Genomic DNA, 25605 nt, shown 5'->3' with positions numbered 1-25605 from the left:
TGAACTGCGTCGTGTACTTGCTCATGAAAAAGCCCCAAGAGTTGGATAGGTGTCCAACTTTTGGGGCGCACTTCAGTCTTTCAGTCGCCGTAGATATCCGACTTGAAGTACTGCTGCGAGATTTTCTGATACTCGCCACTGGCGCGAATCCCGTCGATGGCACTGTTGAGTTCGCCGACCAACGCGGTATTGCCCTTACGCACCGCGATACCCGCGCCTTCACCCACGTATTTCGGGTCTTTGAGTTCCGGGCCGACAAAGGCGTAGCCCTTGCCCCGCGGCATCTGCAGGAAGTCGTTCAATGGGATGGTGTCGGCAAAGATCGCATCCAGGCGCCCCGCCGCCAGGTCCATGTAGATTTCTTCGTTATTGCTGTAACGCTTGACGTTGATGCCCTTGGGCTCGAACACCTCGGTGGCGTAACGGTCGGTGGTGGTGGCGCGCTGCACGCCGACGGTCTTGCCCTTGAGGCTGGCGTACTGGTCATCCACCACCGCGCCGTCCTTCATCACCAGGCGCGATGAAGTGAAGTAGTACTTGTGGGTGAAATCCACCGACTTCTTACGGTCTTCGTTAATGGTCATGGACGACAAGGCCATGTCGATTTTCTTCACTTTGAGGGAAGGAATCAGGCCATCGAACTCGCCTTCGACCCACACACACTTGACCTTCATCTGCGCACACAGGGCATTGCCGATGTCGTAGTCGAAGCCGACGATCTTGCCCTCCTCGGTCTTGGAGGCAAACGGCGGATATGCCGCTTCGATGCCAATACGCAGGGTCTTCTCGGCGGCCAGCACATGGCTGGACGCAAACAGGCTGAGGGCCAGGGCGGGGATCAGGGCGCGTTTCTTCATGGAGGTATCTCGCAAGTTGTTGTGGGTTTTGGCAAGAGTGAAGAAAAAATGCAGCATTGCTTTTGTACTTATAAATCCATACTGGACTTTTATGTACAACCCGTCAAATCCACCTCGTCGCTCCCCTCCCCTGTACTAATTTGAACGATCAGGCCCGCCGCTGCCTCAATACTCAAGGACGACCTGGAGGCAAGCGTCATGGCAGCGAACAAGCGTGAAGCGTCGGCACCATCCGATTGGGATGCACAGCTGGCCAGAAACACCGAACTGTTTTTCGAAGCCGACCGCCTGGAGCAGGCGGCCTACGACATTATCGGCACCAGCCTGGCGGATGCCGCCGCGTGGTTGCGCTTTACCGAGGCCAAGCAAGTGGCCGACGCTAAGCGCACCGAGGCATATCAGGACCTGATGCGCATTCGCCGCGCCATGGAGCAGGAACGTGCCGACCCGCGTCCGCCCAAAACCGCGGAGCAAAAAAAACCCGACGGCACATGACTGCGCGGTCGGGCAAACGAAGCGACCAGCTTCAATAACGGGGTTTGACGGCTTTCCAATCCGGCTGATAGCGCTGCATCTGTTTCACGTCATCACGCTGGCGGATACCGCAGCTCAGGTACTGATCATGCAGCTTGCCCAACTGGTCATGGTCCAGCTCAAGACCCAGGCCGGGGGCGCGGGTGAGCTGCACACAACCGTCGACAATCGGCACTTTGCCACCCTTGATCACCTCCTCGTCCGGCTCTTGCCAGGGGTAGTGGGTGTCGCAGGCGTAGTCAAGATTGGGCACTGAAGCCGCCACATGGGCCATCGCCATCAGGCTGATGCCCAGGTGCGAGTTGGAGTGCATCGACACGCCCAGGCCGAAGGTCTGGCACATCCTGGCGAGCACCTGGGTGTCACGCAGGCCGCCCCAGTAATGGTGGTCCGCAAGCACGATCTGCACACTGTTTTGCGCCACGCTGCGGCGAAACTCATCAAAGTCGGTGACCACCATGTTGGTCGCCAACGCTAACCCTGTGCGTTTGTGCAGGTCGGCCATGCCGTCGAGGCCGGGGGTCGGATCTTCGTAATACTGCAGGTCGTCCCCCAGCAACTCGGCCATGCGGATTGCCGTGTCGAGGGACCAGTTGCCATTCGGGTCGATGCGCAGCGGCACGCCTGGGAAGGCTTTTTTCAGCGCCTTGATACACGCCACTTCATGCTCGGGGTCCAGTGCACCGGCCTTGAGTTTGATGCTTTTGAAACCGTAGCTGTCGATCATGTGCCGGGCCTGGGCGACGATCTGCTGCTCATTAAGCGCCTCGCCCCAGTGGTCGGGTGCGTAGGGCGAATCGACATGCTCGGCGTATTTGAAGAACAGATAGGCACTGAAAGGGATGCGTTCGCGGATCGCCCCACCCAGCAGGTCCACCAGTGGCACATTCAAGGCATGGGCTTGCAAGTCGAGTAAGGCCACTTCGAACGCCGAATAAGCATTGCTCACGGCTTTGCTGGCGTGGGAACCCGGTGCCAGTTCGGCTCCGGGCAGGCTTGTGGGTGCATGGGCGGCCACGGTGGCCTGGACGATAGCGCGCAGGCCGTTGAGGTTGAACGGATCGAGCCCGATCAACTGCGGTTGCACCCGTTGCTGGATCGCCAGCGCCGGGGCATCGCCGTAGCTTTCGCCAAGGCCGATATAGCCGGTGTCACTCTCCACTTCGATGATCGAGCGCAGGGCAAAGGGTTCATGGATACCGCTGGCGTTAAGCAACGGCGGATCGCGAAAAGCAATCGGGGTGACGGTGACGCGGACGATTTTCAAGAGGCGGCTCCCTGTGGGCCTGGACGCAAGGCGTGATGATGGGCGGACGTGGGCGGCACACCGCCGTGCGGCGCGGTTCGGGCAAAAAACACCAGCACCGCCGCCACCAGCGAGGTCGCTGCCAGGCCATACAGCCCGCCCTCGATGGAACCAGTGGTCTGCTCAAGCAGGCCGAAGGTGGTGGGCGCAACAAAACCTCCGAGGTTGCCCACCGAATTGATCAAGGCGATCACTGCTGCCGCGATCCGCGCATCCAGATAACCCTGGGGGATGGGCCAAAACAGCGCCGAGGCGGCTTTGAATCCAATCGCGGCAAAACAGATCGCAACAAAGGCGAACACCGGCCCGCCAACGGTCGACATAAACATGCCCAGCGCCGCGATCACCAGCATCAGTGCGACCCAAGCCTGCTGGTGCTTCCACTTGCTGGCCAGGGAGGCGAAACCGTACATGGCGACGATGGAAATCAACCACGGAATCGAATTGAACAGGCCCACCTGGAAGTCCCCCAGGTTGCCCATTTTCTTGATCATGCTCGGTAGCCAAAACGTGGCGCCGTAGATGGTCAGGGCAATCGAGAAGTAGATGAAACAAAACAGCGCGATCTGTCTGTCGGCCAACAGCTTGAACATCGACGGGCGGCTGACCTGGGCGGCTTCACGGGCCTGCTGCTCATGGTCGATGGCGCTGACCAATGCGTATTTTTCTTGCGCGCTGAGCCAGGTCGCCTCGCGGGGATGGGACTGCAGCCAACACCACACAAACCCGCAGAGCACGATGGAGGCAAACCCCTCGATCAGGAACATCCACTGCCAGCCGTGCAGGCTCAGGCCCCTCACGTTCAACAGCGCACCCGACACCGGCCCGGAAATCACCGAGGCGATGGCCGAGCCGCTCAAAAATACCGCCATGGCCTTGCCACGCTCGGCGGCCGGCAGCCACTGGGTGAAGTAATAAATGATGCCGGGGAAAAAACCCGCTTCGGCGGCGCCGAGAATAAAGCGCAGCACGTAGAAACTCGTCTCGCCCTGCACAAAGGCCATGGCCATCGCGGCCGCGCCCCAGGTGAACATGATGCGCGTCAGCCAGGCCCGCGCGCCGTAGCGTTGCAACAACAGATTGGACGGCACTTCGAAAATCGCATACCCAATGAAGAACAACCCGGCCCCCAGACCGTAGGCCGCTGCGCCAATTCCCAGGTCGGTCTCCATGTGGCTGCGCACAAAGCCGATGTTGACCCGGTCGATGTAGTTGACGATAAACATCACCACGAACAGCGGCAGCACATGGCGCTTGACCTTGGCGGCCGCGCGGGCAAGCACGGCGGGGTCCGGCGGATTGTGGAAGGTATCCAAGGGCGACTCCCGATGATTGTTTTTGTAGGGACGCATTGATCATGGACGCCGGTCATTGTTCCCGTCTAATCTAACTTGGCATGGGATTGATACCGGGATTAGATCAATGTTCGAGTTGACGCAACTGCGCTGCTTTACCACGGTGGCCGCCGAGCTGAATTTCCGCCGCGCCGCCGAACGCCTGAACATGACCCAACCACCGCTGAGCCGGCAGATCCAATTGCTTGAGCATCATTTGGGCGTGGCGTTGTTTGCGCGGACTACCCGCAGCGTCACCCTGACCGCCGCCGGCCGGGCGTTTTTCATCGAAGCGCAGAACCTGCTCGAACGCGCCCAACAAGCGGCAATCACCGCGCGACGCTTCGCCGAAGGCGACATTGGCACGGTCAATATCAGCTTCGTCGGCAGCGCGGTGTATGAGTTTCTGCCCAAGGTGATTGCCGAAGCGCGGCTCAAGCAGCCCCAGGTCAAAATCGACCTGTCGGAGATGAATACCTATCAACAATACGAAGCCCTGCGCGCACGGCGCATCGACCTGGGCATCGTGCGCGCGCCGTTGCTGGAACCGGGCTACGCCACCGAATGCCTGGTGCGCGAGCCCTTTGTGCTGGCGGTACCGAGCGCGCATCGCCTGGCCCACGCCGAGTCGGTCAGCGTCCACGACCTGGATGCGCAACCCTTCCTGATGTACGCCCACGCCGCCTACCCGCCGTTCAACGAACTGCTTACCGGCCTGCTGCGCTCGGCGCGCGTCGCGCCGGACTACGTGCAATGGCTGGGCTCCTCACTGACCATCCTGGCCCTGGTCAATGCCGGCATGGGCCTGGCCCTGGTACCGCGTTGCGCCAGCAGCGTGGTGTTCAAAAACGTGGTGTTCCGCGACATTGATCTTGGCGAAGGGGCGCAGAGCGAGCTGCACCTGATCTGGCGCGAAGACAACGACAACCCAGCATTCGCAATGCTGCTGGAGGGCATCCGCAACGCCGTGCGCGAGGGTTGGGCCTGAACGCGAGGCTACCTGCACGAATACATTGACTGCCGACAGTCATCCAATCCTCTCGAATACTTGCCTGATCCTCCGAACTTTCAGGTGCTCGGATAGATAGCCCTTGCGCAGTCGACTAGAGTTCGACGATGGGCGATCTATCGCCCTCCCTATAAGAAAAACCGTACCCCTAACCGAAGATCAGCAGGTGAGCCAGCCATGGAGCTACGAATCAACCAGAAGACCTACCAGGTCGATGCCGACGCCGACACGCCGTTGCTGTGGGTGATCCGCGATGACTTGGGGCTGACCGGCACCAAGTACGGCTGCGGTCTGGCTCAATGTGGCGCCTGCTCGGTGCTGGTGGACGGCAACGTGGTGCGTGCGTGCGTGACGCCGGTGGCCGGGGTGGTGGGCCGTGAGGTCACCACCATCGAAGCGATCGAAGCCGATGAGGTCGGCAAACGCGTGGTCAGCGCCTGGGTCGAGCATCAAGTGGCGCAGTGCGGTTACTGCCAGTCCGGGCAGGTGATGGCCGCCACGGCGCTGCTCAAGCACACCCCGGCGCCCACGGTGGAGCAGATCGATGCGGCGATGGTCAACCTGTGCCGCTGCGGCACCTATAACGCCATTCACGCCGCCGTGCAGGACCTGGCCACCGGGAAGGAGCACGCCTGATGAACACGCCTGAACTGATTCCCGGCCTGCCCCTCGGCGAACCGATCAACCTGTCCCGCCGGCGTTTTCTGGCCAGTACCGCCGTCGGCGCGCTGGTCATTGGTTTCGGCCTGCCGCTGGGCGCGTCCAGAGCCCAGGCCGCTGCCGGCGCAAGCGCCGAGCGCGGCACCCAGGTGCCGGCGTTTCTGGAGATTCGCCCCGACGGCAGCGTGCGCCTGCTCAGCCCGTTCATGGAAGGCGGCCAAGGCACCCATACCGCCATGGCGCAAATCGTCGGCGAAGAGCTGGACGCCGACCCCGCCACTTTCATCGTCGAAGCCGCGCCACCCGGCGACGCCTATGTGGTGATGGAAAACGGCATGCGCATCACCGGCGGCAGCATGTCGGTGCGCATGAGTTACCCGACCATGCGCCGCCTTGGCGCCCTCGCCCGCGCCATGTTGCTGCAGGCCGGCGCCGAACAGCTCGGCGTGCCGGTGGCACAGTTGACCACCCAGCCAGGCCGCGTGGTGCATGCCGCGTCCGGCCGCTCGCTGGGCTACGGCGAGTTGGCCGGCCGCGCCCTGGACATGCCGGTGCCCGACCCGGCCAGCGTCACCCTGCGCGACCCCAGCCAATTCCGCTGGATCGGCAAACCGGTCAAACGCGTGGACGCCTATGACAAGTCCACCGGCAAGGCCCAGTACAGCATCGACCTGAAAGTCGACGGTATGCTCCATGCCGCCGTGCAGCACGCGCCGCGCCTGGGCATGACGGTCGGCGGCCTGCGCAACCAGGCTCAGGTGGAGGCCATGAAGGGCGTGCATTCCGTGCATCAATTACCCGGCGCGGTGGCGGTGGTGGCCGAGCGTTGGTGGCATGCCAAGCGCGCGGTGGAAGCGATCCAAGTGGACTGGCAGGAACCGACTGCCGACTCAACGGTGCGAGCGATGCCGGCGGATTTTTCCAGCGACGCTTACCGTGATTTCCTCGCGGCCCAGCAAGGCCCGGCCCGTGACGATGAAAACGAAGGCGATGTGGCCGGCGCGCTGTCCAGCGCCAAAACCAAGGTCGAAGCGACCTACCACAACCAATATGTCAACCACGCACAACTGGAGCCGCCGTCGGCACTGGCGCGCTTCAACCCGGACGGTTCGCTGGATATCTGGCTGCCCAACCAGGCGCCGGACATGTTCCGCGCTGACATCGCCAAGCGCACCGGCCTGGCGCCCGAGCGCATCCATCTGCATTCGCCGCTGTTGGGCGGTTTCTTCGGTCGGCACTTCCTGTATGACTCGGCCAGCCCGTACCCCCAGGCCATCGCGCTGGCCAAGGCGGTGGGTCGCCCGGTTAAGTTGATCTGGAGCCGTGAGGAAGAATTCCTACGCGATGTCTTGCGCCCGGTGGCGGTGGTCAAGTTCCGCGCTGCGCTGGACGCCGACGGCCTGCCCGTGGCCATCGAAGCAGTGAGTGCCACCGAAGGCCCTACTGAAGCCATTGCCGGCAAACAGGGCGACAAACTCGACCCCACGGCGCTCGAAGGGTTGTCGGGCAAGAGTTATGCGATCCCCAACAAGCGCATCGCGCAGATCTATGTCAAAGGCCCGGCCATGCTCGGCTACTGGCGTTCGGTGGGCAATTCCCTCAACGACTTCTTCTACGAAGCGTTCCTCGACGAGCTGGCCGACAAAGGCGGCCGCGACCCGTACGACCTGCGTCTGCACCTGCTGCGTGACAATCCGCGCCTGACCACGCTGCTCAAGGCGGTGGCCGAGTTGTCCGGCGGCTGGAAGCGCGGCCCCTACACCGCCGAAGACGGCACCCGCCGCGCGCGGGGCGTGGCCATGGCTTCGCCGTTCGGCTCCCATGCGGCGGTGATCGCCGAGGTGTCGATCGACAAAGGCCAGGTCAAGGTCCATCACATCTGGGAAGCCATCGATCCGGGCAGCATCGTCAACCCGGCCATCGTCGAGGCGCAGGTCAACGGTGCCGTGGCCCTGGGCCTGTCGCAAACCTTGCTGGAAGAAGCGGTGTACGTGGACGGCAAGCCACGGGCGCGCAATTACGACCTTTACCCGATCCTGCCACCTTCGCGGATGGCCCAGGTGCATGTGAAGATCGTGGAAAGCGGCGAAAAAATGGGCGGCATCGGCGAACCACCGCTACCGGCGGTGGCGCCAGCGGTGGTCAATGCCGTGGCGCAACTGACTGGCCAGCGCGTGCGCAGCCTGCCATTGAGCCGACACACTTTCAGCTGACCGACCGAGACCGCCCATGAATAACCGATTCGCAAGAACCCTCGGCTGGTTGGCCGTGCCCTGCCTGGTCGCCGCCGGCGCGCTGGCGTGGTATGTCACCCGCCAACCTGTTACCGCGTTCGAGCAGGCGCCAGCCGCCGAATTTGACCCTGCCCTGGTCAGCCGTGGCGAGTACGTCGCGCGCCTGAGCGACTGCGTGGCCTGCCACAGCCTGCCCGGCAAGGCACCGTTCGTCGGCGGCCTGGAAATGGCCACGCCGCTGGGTAATATCCACGCCACCAACGTGACCCCGGACCCTACCCACGGCATCGGCCGTTACAGCCTCGCCGACTTCGACCGCGCGGTGCGTCACGGCGTAGCGCCGGGCGGGCGGCGGCTGTATCCGGCCATGCCCTACCCCTCCTATGCCAAGCTCAGTGACGATGATGTGCGGTCGCTGTACGCCTTCTTTATGAAGGGCGTACAACCGGCCAACCAGGCCAACCTCCCCAGCGACATCCCCTGGCCGCTGAATATGCGCTGGCCGATTGCGCTGTGGAACGGGCTGTTCGCGCCAAACACCCCCTATGCGGCCAAACCGGCCCAGGATGCGTTGTGGAACCGTGGCGCCTACATCGTCCAGGGCCCCGGCCATTGCGGCAGTTGCCACACCCCGCGCGGCCTGGCCTTCAATGAGAAAGCGCTGGACGAAGCCGGTAAGCCGTTCCTCGCCGGCGCCCTGCTCGACGGCTGGTACGCCCCCAGCCTGCGCCAGGACCCTAACACCGGTCTGGGCCGCTGGAGCGAGGCGCAGATCGTGCAGTTCCTCAAGACGGGTCGCAACCAGCACGCGGTGGTGTACGGTTCGATGACTGAAGCGTTCAACAACTCGACTCAGTTCATGAGCGACGACGACCTGGCGGCCATTGCCCGCTACCTCAAGTCACTGCCTGGCGACCCACAGCGCGACGGCGCACCGTGGGCCTACCAGACCGTGGCCGCCAACGCCCGCCCGGATGTTCCCGGAGCTCACACCTACGCCACCCGCTGCGCCTCCTGCCATGGCCTGGACGGCAAAGGCCAGCCCGATTGGATGCCGCCACTGGCGGGCGCCACTTCGGCCCTGGCCACAGAAACCGCCTCGGCCATCAACATCACCCTCAACGGCGCCCAGCGCGTAGTAGCCGCCGGCGTTCCGGACGCCTATCGCATGCCGGCCTTCCGCGAGCAACTGTCCGACCAGGACATCGCCGAAGTGCTGACCTACGTGCGTAGCACCTGGGGCAACCACGGCAGCGCGGTCGAGGCCAAGGACGTGGGCAAACTGCGCGAGCACACCGATCCGGCGAGCAGCACGCCGATCATCTTGCAGATGCGCTGATCTGCGGCGTCACACCAACGAGCGGGCAAGCTCTGCAGATGCAAAGCTTGCCCGCCAAGGCCGCAGCACTGCCGCGCCTAACGGCCTACTGCCTCATCCAGAAAACGCGCCACGCCTTTCAACGCGTATTCAGCGGCAAGCACCTGCACCTGTTCGCGCGAACCGATGAAGCGTTCCTTGCGGCTGAATACCTTGACCGCGCCGTTGAGGTGATAAGCCCAGGCAAAGCACACGGTGCCCGGTGGAATGCCGTCGATGCTGTCAGGCCCCAGCAGGCCGGTAGTGGCAACCGCCACCTGGGCAGGGCTGTCGCGTAAGGCACCCTGGGCCATTTCACGGGCCACTTCGCAGCTGGTGAGGTTGAACGTCTTGATGGTGTAGGCACTGACGCCCAATAAGCGTTGCTTGGCCTCCTCGGAATACACCACGTACCCGCACTCGATACATGCACCACTGCCCTCGACTTGGGACAGCAACGTAATGATCTTGCCGGCCGTGCACGACTCGGCGGTGGTGAGCAGCAAGCGGTGTTGTTTCAGGCAGTCAATGGTGGCTGCGGCGATGGACATGGTCTTTCCTCCTTGCAAAAGTCTTCGGCCCGCACACTGCGTGCGCTGATAGAGCTAGACGGCGTCACTCATAAGGAATCACGGAGATCTTGCCGTTGCGTTCAAGAATGGCGAAGCGGATCTGCCGCAGTTCGACGATGCCCTGGGCAGAGCGAGCGGCCTCCAATACATCCTCGGCATCCAGCCGGGCACGCTTGAGGCGTTCGGGCAGCAAACGGCCATGCTCCACCAGCACCGTTGGCCCGCCATCGAGTACCCGGGCCAACCAGGTGAACCGTTGTTTGATCAGGGACAACCCGATGTCGATGGCGATCAGTGTCGCAATCACCAACACCGCATTGGTCAGGGAAAAATCATCGCCCAACAAGGCTTGCTGGGTGGCCTCGCCGATGACCATCAGCAGCACCAGATCGAAGGTGGTGAGTTCGGCCAGGGAGCGCCGACCGGCAATTTTGAACAGCACCATCAGCACCAGGTAAATGGCGGCGGCGCGCAACACTGAATCCATGTGTACCCCTAGGGATAAATGAACTGAGAAAATTGCAGCGCCGCCCCTGCGCCCAGCGCCACTTGAGTGTCGAAACGGCCTACGCCGTCACTGCGCAGATTCAGACGCAAAACTGCCTGGCCATCTGCGTCGCTGAGTACCCACAGCTTGACCCCCTGACCCGCCGCGCTGGCCTTGAGCGGTTGTGGTTGCAGCATCTCGACGTTGAACCCTTGGAGCAACTCGCCTTCGATGCGCGCCTCAAGCGCGGTGTTGGGTTGACCGCGTAAGTGGATCACCAGCGTGTCGGATGCACCGTTACGCAGGAAGCGTTGATGCTCCACGCGCACCTGACTATCGGCACTGTGCACCTGGGCCTCACTGAGCGGCCCTTTTGAAAACAAGCCGCCCAAGGTCAACGCCACCAACAGCAGCAACCCGTACCAGCCCCAACGCTCGAAGCGCCAGACTTTGCGCTGAAGAGCCATGTCTTCGCGCACCGGGTCACGGCGACTGCACAGTTCGCCCTGAGGCTCTCCGCTCTCCATGTCGTTATCAACCTTTGCTGTGTTCGGGTGACGACGGCCCCTTGGTCACACCCCGCGGACCGGCAATGCTCCAGATAACCGCACCGACAAACGGCAGCAGGATCACCAATGCGGTCCATCCCAGCTTAGTGCGCGAGGTTTTGCTGCTGCGCCAGACGCTGTTGATGATCCACAGGTCGAGCAATACCAGAATGACGGCCACGCCTGCCCAGAAGTAAGTGGTTTGCATACGGCACCTCCTATTCAGTGATGCACATTTAGGCCCTGCACCGAGTGTAGAGGTTCACTCTAAATGCAAGCGAAGCGGCAACTAAGCGAAGCGGCATAACAGCTATCAGTTCAATATCAAAGACCACACCGACACATTAAAAACTTATACGAAGCGGCATTAAAAAGACCATTTTGTACAAGTTATTTTGAGCAACTACCGCTCATCGCCATTTTCAAAAATTCTTCAAACATTCCCGTCAGTGCCGTTATCGGAGTTAATGCCCGTTGTTGCGATGGGCACTCATATAACCAACCTTGATTAAATAGTGGAGATGCATCATGCCTACCAGCAATAAAAACCCTGGCAACTTCGCCAATGATCATGAACGCGCAGCCGAGGCCGGGCGTAAAGGCGGCCAGGCGTCCGGCGGCAACTTTGCCAACGACCGCGAAAAAGCCGCCCAAGCTGGCCGCAAAGGCGGACAGCACAGCCATGGCGGCGGCCGCACGTCGTAAGTTCGCCAGCACACGGGCGCGATACAAATGCAACTTTCGTGACGTTCTAAAGCTTGCCTATACATCAAGACTGAACAGCACGCTTAACCGATTAGCGTGCGCCAAAGGCAACTTCACTAATGAAAGCTGCATAACCTTTATAACCATGAGGTAAATGACAATGAGCACTCAGGATAAAAAAGGCCAAACAAGCGTTAACGAAGCGGGCAGCAAAGGCGGCCAACACAGTGGAGGGAACTTCAAGAACGATCCACAACGGGCCGCCGAAGCCGGCAGTAAAGGCGGCCAACACAGCGGTGGCAACTTTGCCAACGGCCGTGAAAAAGCCTCCCAAGCCGGACGTAAAGGAGGGGAACGCAGCCACGGTGGCGGGCGCAGCAGTTGAGGCGCCAATGCAGGGGAGCCACGCCGCTCCCCTGTTTTTTTCTCTAAGCCTGTGTGCTGACGCCGGGCTCTAACGGCTCAGCACGCTGCAACAGCGCGCCTGGGGTTAGTCCTCAGGACTGCTCCTCGTCTTGGCGCCCTTGGATGTCTGCACGACACGCCGCCAGGATTTCATTGGCCAGTGCCGAGTCGTCCGGGCAGGCCCGTGACATGATCAACCCACCCAGCACCTGCGCCATCAACGCAAGGTTGGCGGCACGCGCCGCCGGGTCTTGTTCTTCACCGTCGGCTTTTGCCTCGTGCATCGCGCTCAGTTGGGCCTCGATGCCGGCGGCAAAGGCAGCGCGAACCTCGTCTTCCTTGCGTGCCGCGTCACTGCATAACGCCGCCAGGGTGCACCCCGTAGCGCGCTGATCGCGGTGTTCACGCGACAAGTAGAGGTTCACGAATGCTTCGGTCGACGCCCCCGCCGTGCGGGCGGCGGACTCTGCCAGGCCGCACGCCGACGCTTGCGCCATCAGGTCGGCCTTGGATTCGAAGTGTTTGTAGAACCCACCTTGGGTAAACCCTGCCGCTGCCATCAAGTCAGCGATGCCTACACCGTCATAACCACGCTCGCGAAACAGCGCGGACGCGGTTTGCACGATGTGCGCGCGATTGGCCTGGGCCTGTTGTTTAGAGACTTTCATCGTCCACCTGAAACTTATCCGTACAGGCCGCAAGCATACATTGATGTCGACCAACATCAAAACGTTGACTTTTTAGATTTCGGTCGTAATCATTAGTGCACTTTCCATCACTGCGGCATTCCTTAGGATACTCACCATGACTTCGCTCCCCGCTGTTCTGATCACTGGCGCCTCCTCCGGCATCGGTGCTACCTATGCCAAGCGCTTCGCCCGCCGTGGCCATGACCTGGTGCTGGTGGCTCGCGACAACGCGCGCCTGGAAACACTGGCCGCGCAACTGCGCGAGGAAAACGGCGTGGCCGTGGAGGTGTTTCAGGCCGACTTGACCCAGGCCGCCGACCTCGCTGCGCTGGAAACCCGCCTGCGAGAGGACGCCCGTATCGGCATCCTGATCAATAACGCAGGCATGGCGCAGTCCGGTGGCATCGTTGACCAGAGTGCCCAGGCGCTCGACCAATTGATCACGCTGAACGTGGTGGCGCTGACGCGTCTGGCCGCCGCCGTGGCACCGCGCTTTGCGCAGACCGGTAGCGGTTCGATCATCAACCTGGGCTCGGTGGTGGGTTTTGCGCCTGAGTTCGGCATGTCGGTGTATGGCGCGACGAAGGCATTCGTCCTGTTCCTGTCCCAAGGGTTGACCGTGGAATTGGCCGCCAAGGGCGTGTACATCCAAGCCGTTCTGCCCGCCGCCACCCGCACCGAAATCTGGGAACGCGCCGGCATCGATATCAACGCACTGCCGGAAGTGATGGACGTGGATGAGCTGGTGGACGCGGCGCTGCTGGGGTTCGACCGCCGCGAGCCAGTGACCATCCCGCCGCTGCACGTCGAAGGTCGTTGGGATCAACTGGATCAGGCGCGCCAGGGGCTGCTCTCGGATATCCGCCAGGCGCGCGCCGCCGAGCGGTATCAGGCGCAGTCCTGAGCAAACGTCATTAGCCGCTCATCTCCTCCAATGGCATCGGGCCCAAGGCAGTTTTGAAAGCACTGGCCTTCAAACGCTACGGCAAAGCCCCGGATATTGGCTTTGAACAGGTGCTGAGCGGCTATGAGGGCGTGAAAAAGCCGCGGGGTGCTCAAACCCGGCGGCCAGATCGCTTCGGCCCACTGGACAAAACCCTCGCCACGTCACGCCGCGTTCATTATTCAACCTCCGGCGCCCAGCGGCGAAACAGCACGCTGGCGTTCACACCGCCAAATCCGAACCCATTCGAGAGCGCATGGGTAATTGGCAACTGTCGCGAGTTCAGGGCGACCAGATCAAGGCCGTCGGCTGCCTCATCGGGATGATTGAGATTGAGCGTGGGTGGCACCACTTGGTCGCGAAGCGCTAGCACCGTAAACACCGCTTCAATACCTCCAGCTGCGCCAAGCAGATGCCCGGTGGCGGACTTCGTCGAACTGATCGCGACACTGGCGCCGCTCCCGAAAACCGAGCGAATCGCTGCCAACTCGCCTTTGTCGCCGACCTGGGTGGAGGTTGCATGCGCGTTGATGTGCTGAACGTCGGCGGGACTCACCGCCGCCTGGCGCAGCGCCTGCTCCATGGCGCGACGTGCGCCGCTGCCGTCCTCCGGACCAGCCGTCAGGTGATACGCGTCAGCGCTGGTGCCGTAGCCGACCAACTCCGCCAGGGGCTTGGCCCCACGCCTGAGGGCATGCTCCAGTGACTCGATCACCAATAAACCGGCACCTTCGGACATGACGAAGCCATCGCGATCACGATCGAACGGTCGCGAGGCTGCCTGCGGGTGCTCGGCAAACCCCGTGGATAGCGCGCGGGCCGCTGCGAAACAGCCTAGGGTCACACGGTCTATCGCCGCCTCGGTACCGCCGCATATCGCGATATCCGCCTCACCGGCTCTGATGATTCTGGCTGCGTCGCCGATGGCCTGTACCCCTGCGGCGCAGGCGGTGACGGGAGCGCCGAGCGGGCCTTTAAAGCCGTGACGGATGGAGACGTGCCCGGCCGCCATATTGGCGAGAAAGGACGGTGCAGTGAATGGCGACAGTCGGCGAGGACCACGCGCATCGGTGGTGCGGACTGCGTCGGCAATCGCGCCGAAGCCACCCACGCCCGACGCAATGATCGTGGCCGTCCGCGCTTGGTCCGTGACCTCTGTTGGATGCCAGCCGGCCTGCTCCAGCGCTTCGTGCGCTGCCACCAATGCAAACTCGATGAAGCGATCCATCTTTTTGCGATCCTTGGCCGAGATGATGCGCTCCGGGTCGTAACCGGCGATGGCATCCTCTTCGAGAGACGGCACCTGGCCGCCTACTGCGATGCCCGTACCCTCAGTAATGTCGTCAGGCAGGTTGCGGATACCAGAACGCCCGGCCAGCAATCTCTTCCAGACTTCCTCTACTGCGCACCCCAAAGGCCCGACAATGCCGACGCCGGTGACCACGATTCGCTTTTGAGCTTCGAGATTACTCATTGAACCCTCTTCATTTTTTCAGTCGCCGCCCACGCTACAGCGATGAGGTGCACGGCGAGAGGCCGGGATGGCGCCCCATCCACTGGGTTTGCTTACTTAATTCGCTGGCTCGGTTTGACCTGCATTGTCAGGACGGATCTTGAACCAAATGGCGTACATCGCCGGCAGGAATACCAGCGTCATAACGGTGCCGACTAACGTGCCTCCGATCAGCGTGTAGGCCAGGGTGCCCCAAAACACCGAATGGGTCAGCGGGATGAATGCCAGGATCGCCGCCATCGCCGTCAGCAGCACCGGACGAGCCCGCTGCACGGTGGCTTCGATGACGGCGTGAAATGGATCCAAGCCTTCCTGAGCGTTGTGATGGATCTGCCCAATTAAAATCAGCGTGTTACGCATCAGGATGCCCGACAGCGCGATGAGACCAACCAGGGCGTTGATACCAAACGGTTGATGAAACATCAGCAGGGTCGGTACTACGCCAATCAGGCCCAACGGTGCGGTGAAAAACACCATGATCATTGCCGAGATCGAACGTACCTGAACGATGATGATCAGCAGCGTCAGGGCAATCATGATGGGTAGCAACGGCACTATCGCCTGGCCGGCCTTGCCCGACTCCTCGATTGCACCCGCTTGCTCGATCCGATAGCCGTTGGGAAGCGTGTCGATAATCGGCTGCAGTTGCTTGACGATCACACCCGACACATCAGGTGGTTGAAGGCCTTCGTCAATATCGCCGCGCACGGTGATCGTCGGGGTACGGTCACGGCGCCGGAGAATGGGGTCTTCCATACGCACATCCACCTCTGCGACCTGGGACAGAGGGATACGCTGGCCCGCCGCGCCCACCACTGTAAACCCCTCGATCCGAGCCGGATCCAGGCGGATGTCACCCGCGGCGCGCCCCACCACCTGCACTGAACGAATGTCTTCACGAACCGCTGTGATCGGCACGCCGGTCAGCAAGAACTGCAACTGCTGGGCGACTGCGCTGGAGGTCAGCCCTACCGCCTGCAAGCGATCCTGATCCAAGCGCAAATGCAAGGTCGGTGTCAGTGGGCCCCAATCGCTATTGACCGTCCTCATCAACGGGCTCGCTTGCATGACCGCTTGTACGCGCCCGGCAATCTCGCGCAGCTTGGTCGGGTCAGGCCCCATCACTCGGTAAGCGACAGGGAAAGGTGAATACGGACCGAACACAATTTGCGTCGCCCTGACACGGGCCTCTGGGGCGAGCCCTGCAGCCACAGCCTCACGCAAACGAACCTTGAGGGTTTCGCGCGCTTCCTGACTGGCCGTGAGCACCACAATCTTGGCGAACGATGGGTCCGGCAGTTCGGGTGCCATCGCCAGGAAGAAGCGCGGCGCGCCCTGGCCAATGTAGGCGGTGATGACTTTTGCCTCTTCCTGCTGTTGCAGCCAAGCCTCGACTTTTGCCGCGGTGGCACTGGTCTGTTCGATGGAGGTTCCGTAGGGCATTTGCACCTCGACCATCACCTCGGGACGGTCCGACGTCGGGAAGAACTGCTTCTTCACCAGCCCCATGCCCAGAACGGCTACAACAAACAACGTGATAACCGTGCCAGCCACCAGCCACTTGAGGGCGATGACCCGTGTCAGGACCCGGCGGAAGCGGTTGTAGCGGGGAGTATTGTAGATAGCAGCATGCCCACCCTCGACCGGCTTGATCTCTGGCAACAACTTCACGCCCAGGTAAGGGGTGAAAGTCACTGCGACAATCCAGGACGCAATCAACGCAATGCCCACGATCCAGAACATATTGCTGGTGTATTCACCGGCAGTGGACTGGGCAAAACCGTTGGGCATGAAGCCAACCGCCGTTACCAGTGTGCCGGAGAGCATCGGCGCGGCCGTATGACTCCAGGCATACGCCGAGGCCTTGATGCGGTCGTAGCCCTCCTCCATTTTCACCACCATCATTTCGATAGCAATGATCGCGTCATCTACCAGCAACCCGAGCGCCAGGATCAATGACCCGAGGGTAATACGGTCGAAGTTCTTTCCGGTGGCCGCCATCACCACAAACACGATCGCCAGTGTCAATGGCACGGCAGCGGCGACCACCACGCCCACACGCCAGCCCATGCTGAGGAAGCAAACGAGCATCACCACCAGCAGCGCGACAAAAAACTTGACCATGAACTCGCCTACGGCCGAGTCGATGTTGACGGCTTGATCGGTGACCTTGGTCAGGGTCATGCCCAGTGGCATGTGCTCATTGATTTTGCGGGTCTCGGCGTCCAGCGCCTTGCCCAGATCCAGGCCGTTCCAACCTTCACGCATGATGACCCCCAGCAGCAGGGCCTCTTCTGCGTTATTGCGCACCACAAAGGTGGCCGGGTCTTCATAACCACGCTCGACAGTCGCCACATCGGAAAGCTTGAGCGTGCGCCCCCGAGCCACAATCGGCGTATCGCGAATCTTCTCCAGCTTATCGAAGGCACCGTCCAGGCGCAGGAAGACTTGCGGCCCGTTGGTGTCGATCGAACCGGCCGGCGTCAGTACGTTCTGATCATTCAACGCGGCAAAGATGTCCTGAGGCGCAATGCCCAAAGTGGCCAACCGATCGTGGGAGAAAGACACAAAAATGCGCTCGGCCTGCTCGCCGATGATATTGACCTTCTTCACGCCCGGCACATGCAAGAGTTGCTGACGCAACGACTCCGCATCACGCACCAACAGGCGCTGCGGCTCGCCTTTGGCTTTGAGAGCGAACAGCGCGAACGTCACGTCCGAATACTCATCGTTGACCAATGGCCCGATCACACCCGCCGGTAGCTTGGTGGCCTCGTCGTCGAGTTTTTTGCGCGCCTGGTAAAACTCCTCCTGCACTTGCGACGGCGGCGTGCTGTCGAGCAGCGACACCATGGTGAAAGCGAGACCCGGCCGCGTGTAGGTTTCCGTGCGGTCGTACCATTTCAATTCCTGCAACCGCTTTTCAAGGGGCTCGGCTACCTGGTCCTGCATCTCCTGCGCGGTTGCGCCGGGCCACGCGGTAATGACTGTCAGCTGCTTGACCGTAAACGGCGGATCCTCCGCACGCCCCAGCTTGAAGAACGCCAGGGTGCCTGCCACCGCGATCAAAAAGATCAGAAATACCGTGATAGATCGCTCACGAACGGCGATCGCTGAAATATTGAAGCGGCCTTCGCTCATGGATGGCTCCCGGCAACGTTGGCTTGATCCTGCCCGGGCACTCGCACTTCTTCGCCATCGCGCAACAGATGGGCGCCTAACGCTACGATCTGCTCACCGACCTTGAGATCGCCTGCCACGCGCGCGGCATCGTCGCTCAACCCCAGCACTTGAACAGGGCGCCAAGAAACTTTTGCCGGTGAGCCGGCGATCACCCACACGCCTGTGCCTTTGCCTGGGTCATAAAGGGCCGCGATGGGCACTCGTAAAGCCTGCGCTTGCGCGGCGCCTTCTGCGATGCGCAGGGTAACCGTCGAACCTATCGGCGCATTGGTCAGCGCGCCCGCCAGCACGTACCGCGCCTCAAACGTGCGCGTGGCTTGGTCGGCAGAGTCGGAAAGCAGCCTCAGCTTCGCAGTCACTGCGTTGGCGGTATCTCCATAAAGCGTCGCTTGCGCAGTGGAACCTGGGGCAGGACGCAACGTCTCGGGCAGATGCACGATGGCTTCGCGCTGACCTGCGCGCGCCAGTCGAACCACAGGCTGCCCCGGGCTGACGACTTGCCCGGGCTCGGCGAGCGTCTCCACCACGACACCGTCGGAGTCGGCAAATAACACTGCGTAGCCTGAAGCATTGCGGGCAACGTCAGCCTGCGCTTCAGCGGCGCTAAGCTGCGCCTTTGCGGTATCTGCTGAGGCTTTGATCTGGTCATAGGCCGATGCAGAAATAGCGCCTGCGGCTACCAGGCTGCGGTATCGCGCCTCGTCATCGGCTGTCTGCTTGGCTCGGGCTTTGGCGGCGATGACCGACTCTTGCTGTGCTCGCGCCTGCAACCCGAGGTCGATAGGGTCAAGGCGCATAAGCGGCTGACCGCGTTTAACGCTCTGGCCGGTTTCGACCAACCGCTCAAGAATCTTGCCGGAAACCCGAAAGCCCAGATCGCTCTGCACGCGGGCCGCCACTACCCCTGTGAATGAGCGTGACGCCTCTGAGGCACCCTCAACCGTTCCGGGCCTTACCAGCGGAGCCTGCGTGCGCGGATCGTCAAGATTGGAGGAGTCACCACACGCCGTCAGGACGAGAGGCAACAAGCAGGCGGCAATGGGGAAAGGTCGGAGCCGGAGCATAGGTTCCCTTATTAAATAGAGAGAGCAGGAGCGCTATATTCAGACTGGTGACCATTGTTGTCAACAGTCACAAACCAAGAATCCAGCTGGACCTTAGCCGTGCAATGCCCCTTACGCGAAAGCTCTAGGTGCCCCTTCACTCAGACGGGATCGGTACAAGGCGACGTTTTGCAAGGGCTGCATGTGAGGCAGTCGAGGGTTATTTTCTAGCCATGCCTGAATTTAGCTCAGTGGCCTCAATTGACAGTTTGTGACCATAAAGTAATATGGTCACAAACATCTCGCGATTCAAGGAATCTCAATGCTCTCCCTGCGCCCCGCTGCTTTTCTGATAAGCGCCACCTTGATGACAGGCTGTGCGGTCGGCCCGGACTATCGCCGTCCAGACGCCCCGCTCCCGGACCGATACTGGGGCCAGTTTTCTGTCGGGCAGAGACCAGCGGCAACGCCTGCCAGTCTCGTCATCTGGTGGGAGAGTTTCGGGGACCCACTGCTCGCCGGCTTCGTCTCCAAGGCGCTTGAGCAGAACCTCGATCTGGCACAGGCCCAGGCGCGAGTCACGCAGGCGCGGGCCGGACTCAGCGCCGCCAATGCCGCTTTGGCGCCCTCAGCAAACATCAGCGCTCAGGCCGCACGCGCTTATCAATCCATCGAGACCCCACTCGGCCAGGTGTTGAACTCAACGCCTGGCTACGATCGGTATGGGAGTTCCTACGAGGCCGACCTCAATGCCAGTTGGGAAGTGGATATCTTTGGCGGCCTGCGACGCGGACGCGAGGCGGCGCTGGCCGAGTACCAGGCCAGCGAGGCAGGCGCCGCTGCCACACGATTGGCCATCGCCGCGCAGACCGCGGATACCTACATCACTATCCGTGGGCTGCAGGCTCGATTGGACATTGCGAATCGACAAGTCAAAACCCAGCAAGGACTGCTGGAGAAAGTCCAATTGCTCTATAGCAAAGGGCTTGCCGCCAGCTACGAGGTGCGTCAAACCGAGGGGGCGTTAGCCCAGGTCCAAGCCACGGTGCCGGTCCTGCAGGCCGGTCTGGATGCTGCCATGAACTCACTCGATGTCATGCTCGGCACGCCACCCGGTACTCACCGTACGCAACTTGCCATGGTCGGGAGCATTCCGGTGGCACCGCAGTTAAAGACCTTGGGAACCCCCGCCGATTTACTGCGGCGCAGGCCTGACCTCATCGTGGCCGAGCGCCGCCTTGCCGCCTCCAACGCACGCATCGGGGAAGCGATTGCCGAGTACTACCCGAAGTTCTCGCTGAGTGCGCTACTGGGGAGCGCGACGGCGGTGTCCGCAGGCAATCTTTTTTCCGGCGGCGCCAGTCAATCGGCTGGTGTACTGGGGCTGCGCTGGAGACTTTTCGATTTCGGCCGCATCAACGCCCAAATCGACCAAGCCAAGGGACAGGAAGCCGAAGCCCTGGCCGCTTACCGTCAATCCGTGCTGCGCGCCACCGAGGACGTCGAGAACGCGCTCTCCTCGCTGGTCAATCGGGACGCCCAAGCCACCACCCTCATGGGAGGCGAGACGTCTCTGACTCAAGCTCGCCAATCGTCATTCATTGCTTATGAGAAAGGCACGGCGAGCTTGATGGACGTCCTGCACGCTGACGAGACCTTGCTTCAAGCTTCCGACGCTCGGGCACAGGCACAGACCGAATCGACACGCGCGGCCGTCGCCACGTTCAGGGCACTGGGCGGCGGCTGGCAGCCCTCGGATACCCAACTGACGAGTAGATATCCGCTCAGCGGAAGATCCGCCACCATGAGTCGTTGATTGCAACAGCGCTGCTTGAGGGCAATCTCTCAAGGACAGGTATGTGAGGTTTATTAACGTGACCACTTCCAAAAACAGTCACATTATTGGCAAGCGGACAGGCCCAGTTGGGCAGTGTTCGCCCACAGACTAAACGTTGATATCAGCGCAAAAAGATATACAGGGTCTGGCGTAGGCTCACGGCATCAAGCTACGCAGAATAAGATTGGAGGTGAGGACCGGAGCCACCTCGACAACATCAAGGTTGTACTGCAATAGCAACGGATTGACGAAAGGCCGTAGCGCCAGGTGGATTGCATCGACTGTTTCGTCCAACGGCGTTTTACGTTCAAACTCGCCGAGCTCTCGCCCTTCACGCACAATCTGCACGACAAAGCCCCTGATCAAGGCATCGTATTGCTGAGCGCAAGGCCAGTTTTCAGACGCTGCAAAAGCAGCGATGTCGTAGAGTTTTCGCTCACTGAAGAACAAATTCACACCGGTAGCCACCAGCGTTTTCAACAAGCGTCGTAAACGCTCGGTCGGCGTGAGGCCACCAACGTTAATTTCCTGCTCCACTGCCGCGATCATTTGCGCCAGGCAATTGGCACAGATAGCTTCACCAATCGCCTGCTTGGAATCAAAAAACTTGTAGATGTACGCCTTGGAAAACCCGATCGCCTTCGCCAGATCGGAAACCGTGGTTTTGCTATAGCCGTATTGACTGAAGTGCTGGTTGGCCGCTGCGACGATCTGGTTCCGGATTTCATGATCGGCAGGACCACGGATGCTCGTAGAAGCGATGGTTGTCTTATTCATGCGGCTAGCTTACGCACCCGAAATGCGCTTGACAACGAATGACCAAATTATCCTTTTGTCACTCAGACTTGCTCCATCGATATTACACAAACCCGCCCCACTCCCAAGCTTTCCAGAACCACGGTACTGAGCTTGTCTATCTGATCAGGTGGGCGGATGGAAGCGCATGGGTTGGGTAAACCTGATGGCTGACCAGGAATAGTCCGCCATCAAAGAAAAAAGCGCCGCGGAGCACGGCGCAATGGTGGGCCAGATTCGAGAAAAAGGTGATGGCGTTGATCGACTATTCAAGAATACCTGCTGGCCTGCCACGTCCTTGATGCCTGTGCGATTAAAGTTCCTTGAAACGGTGTCGCGGCCTTCCGGGCACTGGCAAACGGATGCTGTAGATATTGCCCGCCGCCGGATAGTCCGCCTGCTCGGCCGCCGACATGCCGAACTTGGCGGTGGTGATGTACAAGGTGCGCATGTCCGGCCCGCCAAAGCAGCAACTGGTGGGGCGTGGCACCGGCATTGGCAAGGCCTGGAGCAGCACGCCATGGCGGTCGTACTGGAGCACGCAACTGCCGTTGAATTGGCAGACCCACAGGTTACCCTCGACATCCAGCGCCAGACCATCTGGCCGGCCAAGTTCAGCCGGTGTCTGGGCGAACACCAATACCTGTTCCAGGCCGTTTCCGTTCGCCGGATAACGGGCGCGATAGAGGGTACGGGCCACTGAGTCGACAAAAAACAATTCGCTGCCATCGCTCGACCACGCAAGTCCATTGGGCAGGCTGATGCCGTCCATTATGACCGAGGCGTTCAGGCCGGCGTCGTAGCGATAGAGCTTGCCCGTATTGCGGCTGTGACCTTCATCCATCAAACCGGTGATGAAGCGCCCCTGGGGGTCGCATGCACCATCATTGAAGCGATAGGACGACAGCGTAATGGCCAACTTTGAGTTGTGGGTGACCCGCAGACTTGTGCGGTCGAGGACGGCAACGCCGGCATCCTGGGTAAAAATCAGGTTGCCCTTGTCAGTCAAGGCCAGGGCGCCGATGCGCGCAGGCGACTCATACAGCCGCGTCAGGCGGCCATGTTGGTCCAGGGCATTGATCTGGCCGCCACTGATGTCGACAAACAGCAGGCACTGATGGGCTTCATCCCAGACCGGGCTTTCACCCAGATCGGCCTGGCACGCTGAAAACAGTTTGAGCTCTTCCTGAGCAGGCATATTCAATGCTCCTTAATTTGGTCCCAAAACTGGGCAACTTGTTCGGCGCTGGTGGCCTTCACGCGGGCCAGATTGACGGGGTAGTCGACACCTGGGTTTTCGACAAACCGCGTCGCCGTAAATTGCCCATTGCTGGCACGCAGGACATAACCGGAGTCCTGGCAATGCTGCGACGCCAGAAACACCACGCCAGGCGTCACCCACTCTGGCTTGAGGTTCTCCGGTTCGCCCGTCACGCCCCACATGCGGGTCTTGGCCACTGGGGATACCGCATTGACGAGGATGCCCGCATCCGTGCCTTCCATGCTCAGCGCATTCATGATGCCCAGTTGCGCCATCTTGCCGGCGGCATACGCCACCAGGCCCGGTTGGGCATATTGCTGGTACATCGCGCGGTCGGATGACGTCAGCACGACCCGTGGGGCAGCAGACTGTTTGAGATGTTTCCAGGCATGTTTGCATAACCACACGGGGGTATAGATATTGATATCCACCGCGCGGTCGATGAATGTTGTATCGGCCTCTTCAATCGCCTGATAACCGACCCAACCGGCGTTGTGAATCAAGATATCGAGTTGGCCAAACGTCTGGATGGCCGTTGCCACCAATTGCTCGCAACCCTGTTCACTGGACAAGTCGCCATGATGCCCCACCACGTTGAAACCTTTGTCCCTGAGGGTTTGCGCAGCCTCCATGGCGATGGAGCCATCGCCCCCGGCGCCCAGCTTGTCTGCGCCGATATCACTGATCACGACATTGGCACCCAGCGTGGCTAGCACCTGCGCATAACTAAAACCGAGCCCTCGGCCAGCGCCCGTTACAACTGCCGTCTTTCCTGTAAAGTTCATTGGCTGTTTCCTCTTGAGTGCCACCTCACCTTAACAATGTATATTCTCTCTGTTTAATACTAACGGCGGCCCAAGTTGATACTTGGTTCGTATCAAGTTGATGCTCAACGCGAATGAACCCTTGGCGATTATTCGCCTGGATGCCCGTCTCAAAACTTCCCCACGGCGTTCAGGCTTGCTCGACAGCACTTGCAAGCTTTGGTCCGAAGTTCAACTTACCCTGTCGAGCGCCTGTTTACAGGTAACATTGCCTCGCCCAGTCCACAGATCAGTTCAAATGAAGGACCAGAAGAAATGATCGAAACCCGCCTGCTACGTCAATTCATCGCCGTGGCTGAAGAGCTGCATTTCCACAGGGCCGCCATTCGCCTGCATATGGCCCAGCCCCCGTTGAGCCAAGCCATCCATCGACTGGAAGACAAACTGGGGTTCCGTCTGTTCACGCGCAATAAACGCGGGGTCAAGCTGACCCCCGCCGGCGGTGCGTTTCTGAACGCCGCCTACAGCACATTGAAGGAGTTGGAGCTGGGCATCGAACACGCACGCCAAGTATCCGAGGGTATTGCCGGCAAACTCACAGTGACTGCGGTGTCGATCGCCTACTATGAGTCGCTGCTCAGCACCCTGCGCCAGTTCCGCGAGACCTACCCCAAAGTCCAGTTGATCATCAAGGAGATGCCCTCTGCCAGCCAGGCCAAAGCTATTCTGTCCGGGGAAGCGGATATTGCCTTTATGCGCAAGTTGCCGATCTCGGCGGAAAACGTTGAGTCACGCCTGTTGCTCGACGAAGAGATCGTGATGGCGCTGCCCGCCCGTCACCCGAAGGCGAAGGAAGGTCCGATCGACTTGAGGGATTTCGCTGGGGAAGACTTCGTATTCACCCCCGAAGCCCTGGGCACCGGCTATCACAGCCAGTTGATCGCCTTGTGTGAGGCCGCCGGTTTTTACCCCAAGGTGGTGCAGGAGGCCGCGCAGATCCATACCTTGATCGGCTTGGTAGCCTGCGGTTTTGGCGTTGCCCTGGTGCCTGAGTCGATTGCTAACACAATCATGCGCGACAAGGTCCTGTTCCGCCGGGTCTGCCCCGTGACCGCCTCCCCCAACCCGGCCATCGGTCTGTACATGAGCTGGAACACCCACAACGAATCACCGTTGATGGACAGCTTCATTTCCATGCTGGACTTCAATGCCGCTCCCCGGGTCGAGGGGATGAGCGCCGCCCAGATCAGTTAGAGCGCCAGCGGATCGATGAAGAGCGGCTGGTCATGCGTGATTCGGAGATCAATGCTTTATGGCATCACACTCGTTACGCAAGTTGTTGTCTTGAATGTTGCCGCAGCTTTGGCCGTTGACTTTGGCATTGCAGTAAGCGCGTTGATCGTTGTCACTGATGTTGCCGCAGCTTTGACCGTTCATTTCCGCCGAGCACCTGGCCCGAAGGTCGTTGTCCCGGATATTGCCGCAGCTTTGACCGTTGACTTTGGCATTGCAGTAAGCGCGTTGATCGTTGTCACTGATGTTGCCGCAGCTTTGACCGTTCATTTCCGC

23 protein-coding genes and 2 pseudogenes are annotated in these 25605 nt (G+C 60.8%); 11 read left to right on the top strand and 14 right to left on the bottom strand.

What is annotated here, in order from left to right:
- Positions 1 to 80: 80 nt before the first annotated feature.
- On the bottom strand, positions 81 to 857 hold the full coding sequence (locus ACFZPT_RS25950; protein WP_034097392.1) for an ABC transporter substrate-binding protein: 777 nt from the start codon (positions 855 to 857) through the stop codon (positions 81 to 83).
- Between the two features lie 198 nt (positions 858 to 1055).
- Here ACFZPT_RS25950 and ACFZPT_RS25945 point away from each other — a divergent pair, with 198 nt between their 5' ends.
- The gene (locus tag ACFZPT_RS25945) at positions 1056 to 1352 is read left to right on the top strand and encodes a hypothetical protein (protein ID WP_052229547.1); all 297 of its coding nucleotides are present in this window, start codon (positions 1056 to 1058) and stop codon (positions 1350 to 1352) included.
- A gap of 31 nt (positions 1353 to 1383) precedes the next feature.
- On the opposite strand, the gene ACFZPT_RS25940 is transcribed toward ACFZPT_RS25945, so the two are convergent.
- Together ACFZPT_RS25940 and ACFZPT_RS25935 are read right to left on the bottom strand one after the other, a co-directional pair.
- Complete coding sequence (locus ACFZPT_RS25940; protein WP_034097319.1) at positions 1384 to 2658, bottom strand: glucarate dehydratase family protein; 1275 nt, start codon at positions 2656 to 2658, stop codon at positions 1384 to 1386.
- Positions 2655 to 4049 carry an MFS transporter gene (locus ACFZPT_RS25935; RefSeq protein WP_371918490.1) on the bottom strand — a complete coding sequence of 465 codons (1395 nt, stop codon included), beginning with the start codon at positions 4047 to 4049 and terminating at the stop codon, positions 2655 to 2657. Before ACFZPT_RS25935 ends, ACFZPT_RS25940 begins: the two co-directional genes overlap by 4 nt.
- A 70-nt stretch (positions 4050 to 4119) precedes the next feature.
- Here ACFZPT_RS25935 and ACFZPT_RS25930 point away from each other — a divergent pair, with 70 nt between their 5' ends.
- The 4 genes from ACFZPT_RS25930 to ACFZPT_RS25915 all read left to right on the top strand — a co-directional run bounded on the left by ACFZPT_RS25930 (position 4120) and on the right by ACFZPT_RS25915 (position 9273).
- Entirely contained in the window at positions 4120 to 5019 is a 900-nt protein-coding gene (locus tag ACFZPT_RS25930; protein WP_379555932.1) for a LysR family transcriptional regulator, read from the top strand.
- A 198-nt stretch (positions 5020 to 5217) separates the two neighbouring features.
- Positions 5218 to 5676 carry a (2Fe-2S)-binding protein gene (locus ACFZPT_RS25925; RefSeq protein WP_034112956.1) on the top strand — a complete coding sequence of 153 codons (459 nt, stop codon included), beginning with the start codon at positions 5218 to 5220 and terminating at the stop codon, positions 5674 to 5676.
- Positions 5676 to 7913 carry a molybdopterin cofactor-binding domain-containing protein gene (locus tag ACFZPT_RS25920; protein WP_099312864.1) on the top strand — a complete coding sequence of 746 codons (2238 nt, stop codon included), beginning with the start codon at positions 5676 to 5678 and terminating at the stop codon, positions 7911 to 7913. Before ACFZPT_RS25925 ends, ACFZPT_RS25920 begins: the two co-directional genes overlap by 1 nt.
- Before the next feature lie 16 nt (positions 7914 to 7929).
- A complete protein-coding gene (locus ACFZPT_RS25915) occupies positions 7930 to 9273 on the top strand; it encodes a cytochrome c (RefSeq protein ID WP_099312865.1) in 1344 nt (447 codons plus the stop codon).
- Between the two features lie 77 nt (positions 9274 to 9350).
- Here the strand turns inward: ACFZPT_RS25915 and ACFZPT_RS25910 are convergent, their stop codons facing one another.
- The 4 genes from ACFZPT_RS25910 to ACFZPT_RS25895 form a co-directional block, all read right to left on the bottom strand.
- The gene (locus tag ACFZPT_RS25910) at positions 9351 to 9842 is read right to left on the bottom strand and encodes a CinA family protein (RefSeq protein ID WP_099312866.1); all 492 of its coding nucleotides are present in this window, start codon (positions 9840 to 9842) and stop codon (positions 9351 to 9353) included.
- Between the two features lie 64 nt (positions 9843 to 9906).
- Complete coding sequence (locus tag ACFZPT_RS25905) at positions 9907 to 10350, bottom strand: DUF421 domain-containing protein (protein WP_034097307.1); 444 nt, start codon at positions 10348 to 10350, stop codon at positions 9907 to 9909.
- A gap of 8 nt (positions 10351 to 10358) precedes the next feature.
- Positions 10359 to 10877 (bottom strand): hypothetical protein, encoded by a 519-nt coding sequence (locus tag ACFZPT_RS25900; RefSeq protein ID WP_099312867.1) that lies wholly within the window; start codon positions 10875 to 10877, stop codon positions 10359 to 10361.
- A 7-nt stretch (positions 10878 to 10884) separates the two neighbouring features.
- The gene (locus ACFZPT_RS25895; protein ID WP_040267916.1) at positions 10885 to 11106 is read right to left on the bottom strand and encodes a PLD nuclease N-terminal domain-containing protein; all 222 of its coding nucleotides are present in this window, start codon (positions 11104 to 11106) and stop codon (positions 10885 to 10887) included.
- Between the two features lie 344 nt (positions 11107 to 11450).
- Here ACFZPT_RS25895 and ACFZPT_RS25890 point away from each other — a divergent pair.
- Positions 11451 to 11603, top strand: a pseudogene (locus tag ACFZPT_RS25890) (general stress protein); the annotation flags it as partial.
- A gap of 199 nt (positions 11604 to 11802) precedes the next feature.
- Positions 11803 to 11988: pseudogene (locus ACFZPT_RS25885) on the top strand (general stress protein); the annotation flags it as partial.
- Between the two features lie 112 nt (positions 11989 to 12100).
- Here ACFZPT_RS25885 and ACFZPT_RS25880 read toward each other — a convergent pair.
- The gene (locus ACFZPT_RS25880; RefSeq protein WP_099312869.1) at positions 12101 to 12676 is read right to left on the bottom strand and encodes a TetR family transcriptional regulator; all 576 of its coding nucleotides are present in this window, start codon (positions 12674 to 12676) and stop codon (positions 12101 to 12103) included.
- 136 nt (positions 12677 to 12812) lie between these two features.
- Between ACFZPT_RS25880 and ACFZPT_RS25875 the strand changes: the two genes are divergently transcribed.
- Positions 12813 to 13601: an SDR family oxidoreductase gene (locus ACFZPT_RS25875; protein WP_099312870.1), complete on the top strand. Its 789-nt coding sequence runs from the start codon at positions 12813 to 12815 to the stop codon at positions 13599 to 13601.
- Positions 13602 to 13818: 217 nt separating this feature from the next.
- Here ACFZPT_RS25875 and fabF read toward each other — a convergent pair whose 3' ends face one another.
- The 3 genes from fabF to ACFZPT_RS25860 all read right to left on the bottom strand — a co-directional run bounded on the left by fabF (position 13819) and on the right by ACFZPT_RS25860 (position 19400).
- The gene (gene fabF / locus ACFZPT_RS25870; RefSeq protein WP_047882546.1) at positions 13819 to 15114 is read right to left on the bottom strand and encodes a beta-ketoacyl-ACP synthase II; all 1296 of its coding nucleotides are present in this window, start codon (positions 15112 to 15114) and stop codon (positions 13819 to 13821) included.
- A 96-nt stretch (positions 15115 to 15210) separates the two neighbouring features.
- A complete protein-coding gene (locus ACFZPT_RS25865; RefSeq protein ID WP_099312871.1) occupies positions 15211 to 18294 on the bottom strand; it encodes an efflux RND transporter permease subunit in 3084 nt (1027 codons plus the stop codon).
- On the bottom strand, positions 18291 to 19400 hold the full coding sequence (locus ACFZPT_RS25860) for an efflux RND transporter periplasmic adaptor subunit (RefSeq protein WP_034112946.1): 1110 nt from the start codon (positions 19398 to 19400) through the stop codon (positions 18291 to 18293). Before ACFZPT_RS25860 ends, ACFZPT_RS25865 begins: the two co-directional genes overlap by 4 nt.
- A gap of 301 nt (positions 19401 to 19701) precedes the next feature.
- Between ACFZPT_RS25860 and ACFZPT_RS25855 the strand changes: the two genes are divergently transcribed.
- Positions 19702 to 21195 carry an efflux transporter outer membrane subunit gene (locus ACFZPT_RS25855; protein ID WP_099312872.1) on the top strand — a complete coding sequence of 498 codons (1494 nt, stop codon included), beginning with the start codon at positions 19702 to 19704 and terminating at the stop codon, positions 21193 to 21195.
- A 177-nt stretch (positions 21196 to 21372) separates the two neighbouring features.
- On the opposite strand, the gene ACFZPT_RS25850 is transcribed toward ACFZPT_RS25855, so the two are convergent.
- The 3 genes from ACFZPT_RS25850 to ACFZPT_RS25840 all read right to left on the bottom strand — a co-directional run bounded on the left by ACFZPT_RS25850 (position 21373) and on the right by ACFZPT_RS25840 (position 24057).
- Complete coding sequence (locus tag ACFZPT_RS25850) at positions 21373 to 21993, bottom strand: TetR/AcrR family transcriptional regulator (protein ID WP_034097289.1); 621 nt, start codon at positions 21991 to 21993, stop codon at positions 21373 to 21375.
- Positions 21994 to 22324: 331 nt separating this feature from the next.
- Positions 22325 to 23209 (bottom strand): SMP-30/gluconolactonase/LRE family protein, encoded by an 885-nt coding sequence (locus ACFZPT_RS25845; protein ID WP_034097288.1) that lies wholly within the window; start codon positions 23207 to 23209, stop codon positions 22325 to 22327.
- A gap of 2 nt (positions 23210 to 23211) precedes the next feature.
- Positions 23212 to 24057 carry an SDR family NAD(P)-dependent oxidoreductase gene (locus tag ACFZPT_RS25840; RefSeq protein ID WP_099312873.1) on the bottom strand — a complete coding sequence of 282 codons (846 nt, stop codon included), beginning with the start codon at positions 24055 to 24057 and terminating at the stop codon, positions 23212 to 23214.
- A gap of 294 nt (positions 24058 to 24351) precedes the next feature.
- Here ACFZPT_RS25840 and ACFZPT_RS25835 point away from each other — a divergent pair, with 294 nt between their 5' ends.
- The gene (locus tag ACFZPT_RS25835) at positions 24352 to 25290 is read left to right on the top strand and encodes a LysR family transcriptional regulator (protein ID WP_034112942.1); all 939 of its coding nucleotides are present in this window, start codon (positions 24352 to 24354) and stop codon (positions 25288 to 25290) included.
- Between the two features lie 51 nt (positions 25291 to 25341).
- Positions 25342 to 25605 (top strand): hypothetical protein (locus ACFZPT_RS25830; protein WP_379556294.1); only part of this gene is annotated, 264 nt, incomplete at its 3' end.

The sequence above is a fragment of the Pseudomonas sp. MD330_10 genome (assembly GCF_042610415.1).
In the GTDB taxonomy this organism is placed as follows: domain Bacteria; phylum Pseudomonadota; class Gammaproteobacteria; order Pseudomonadales; family Pseudomonadaceae; genus Aquipseudomonas; species Aquipseudomonas rhodesiae.
This window is presented reverse-complemented; position numbering and strand designations above follow the sequence as displayed.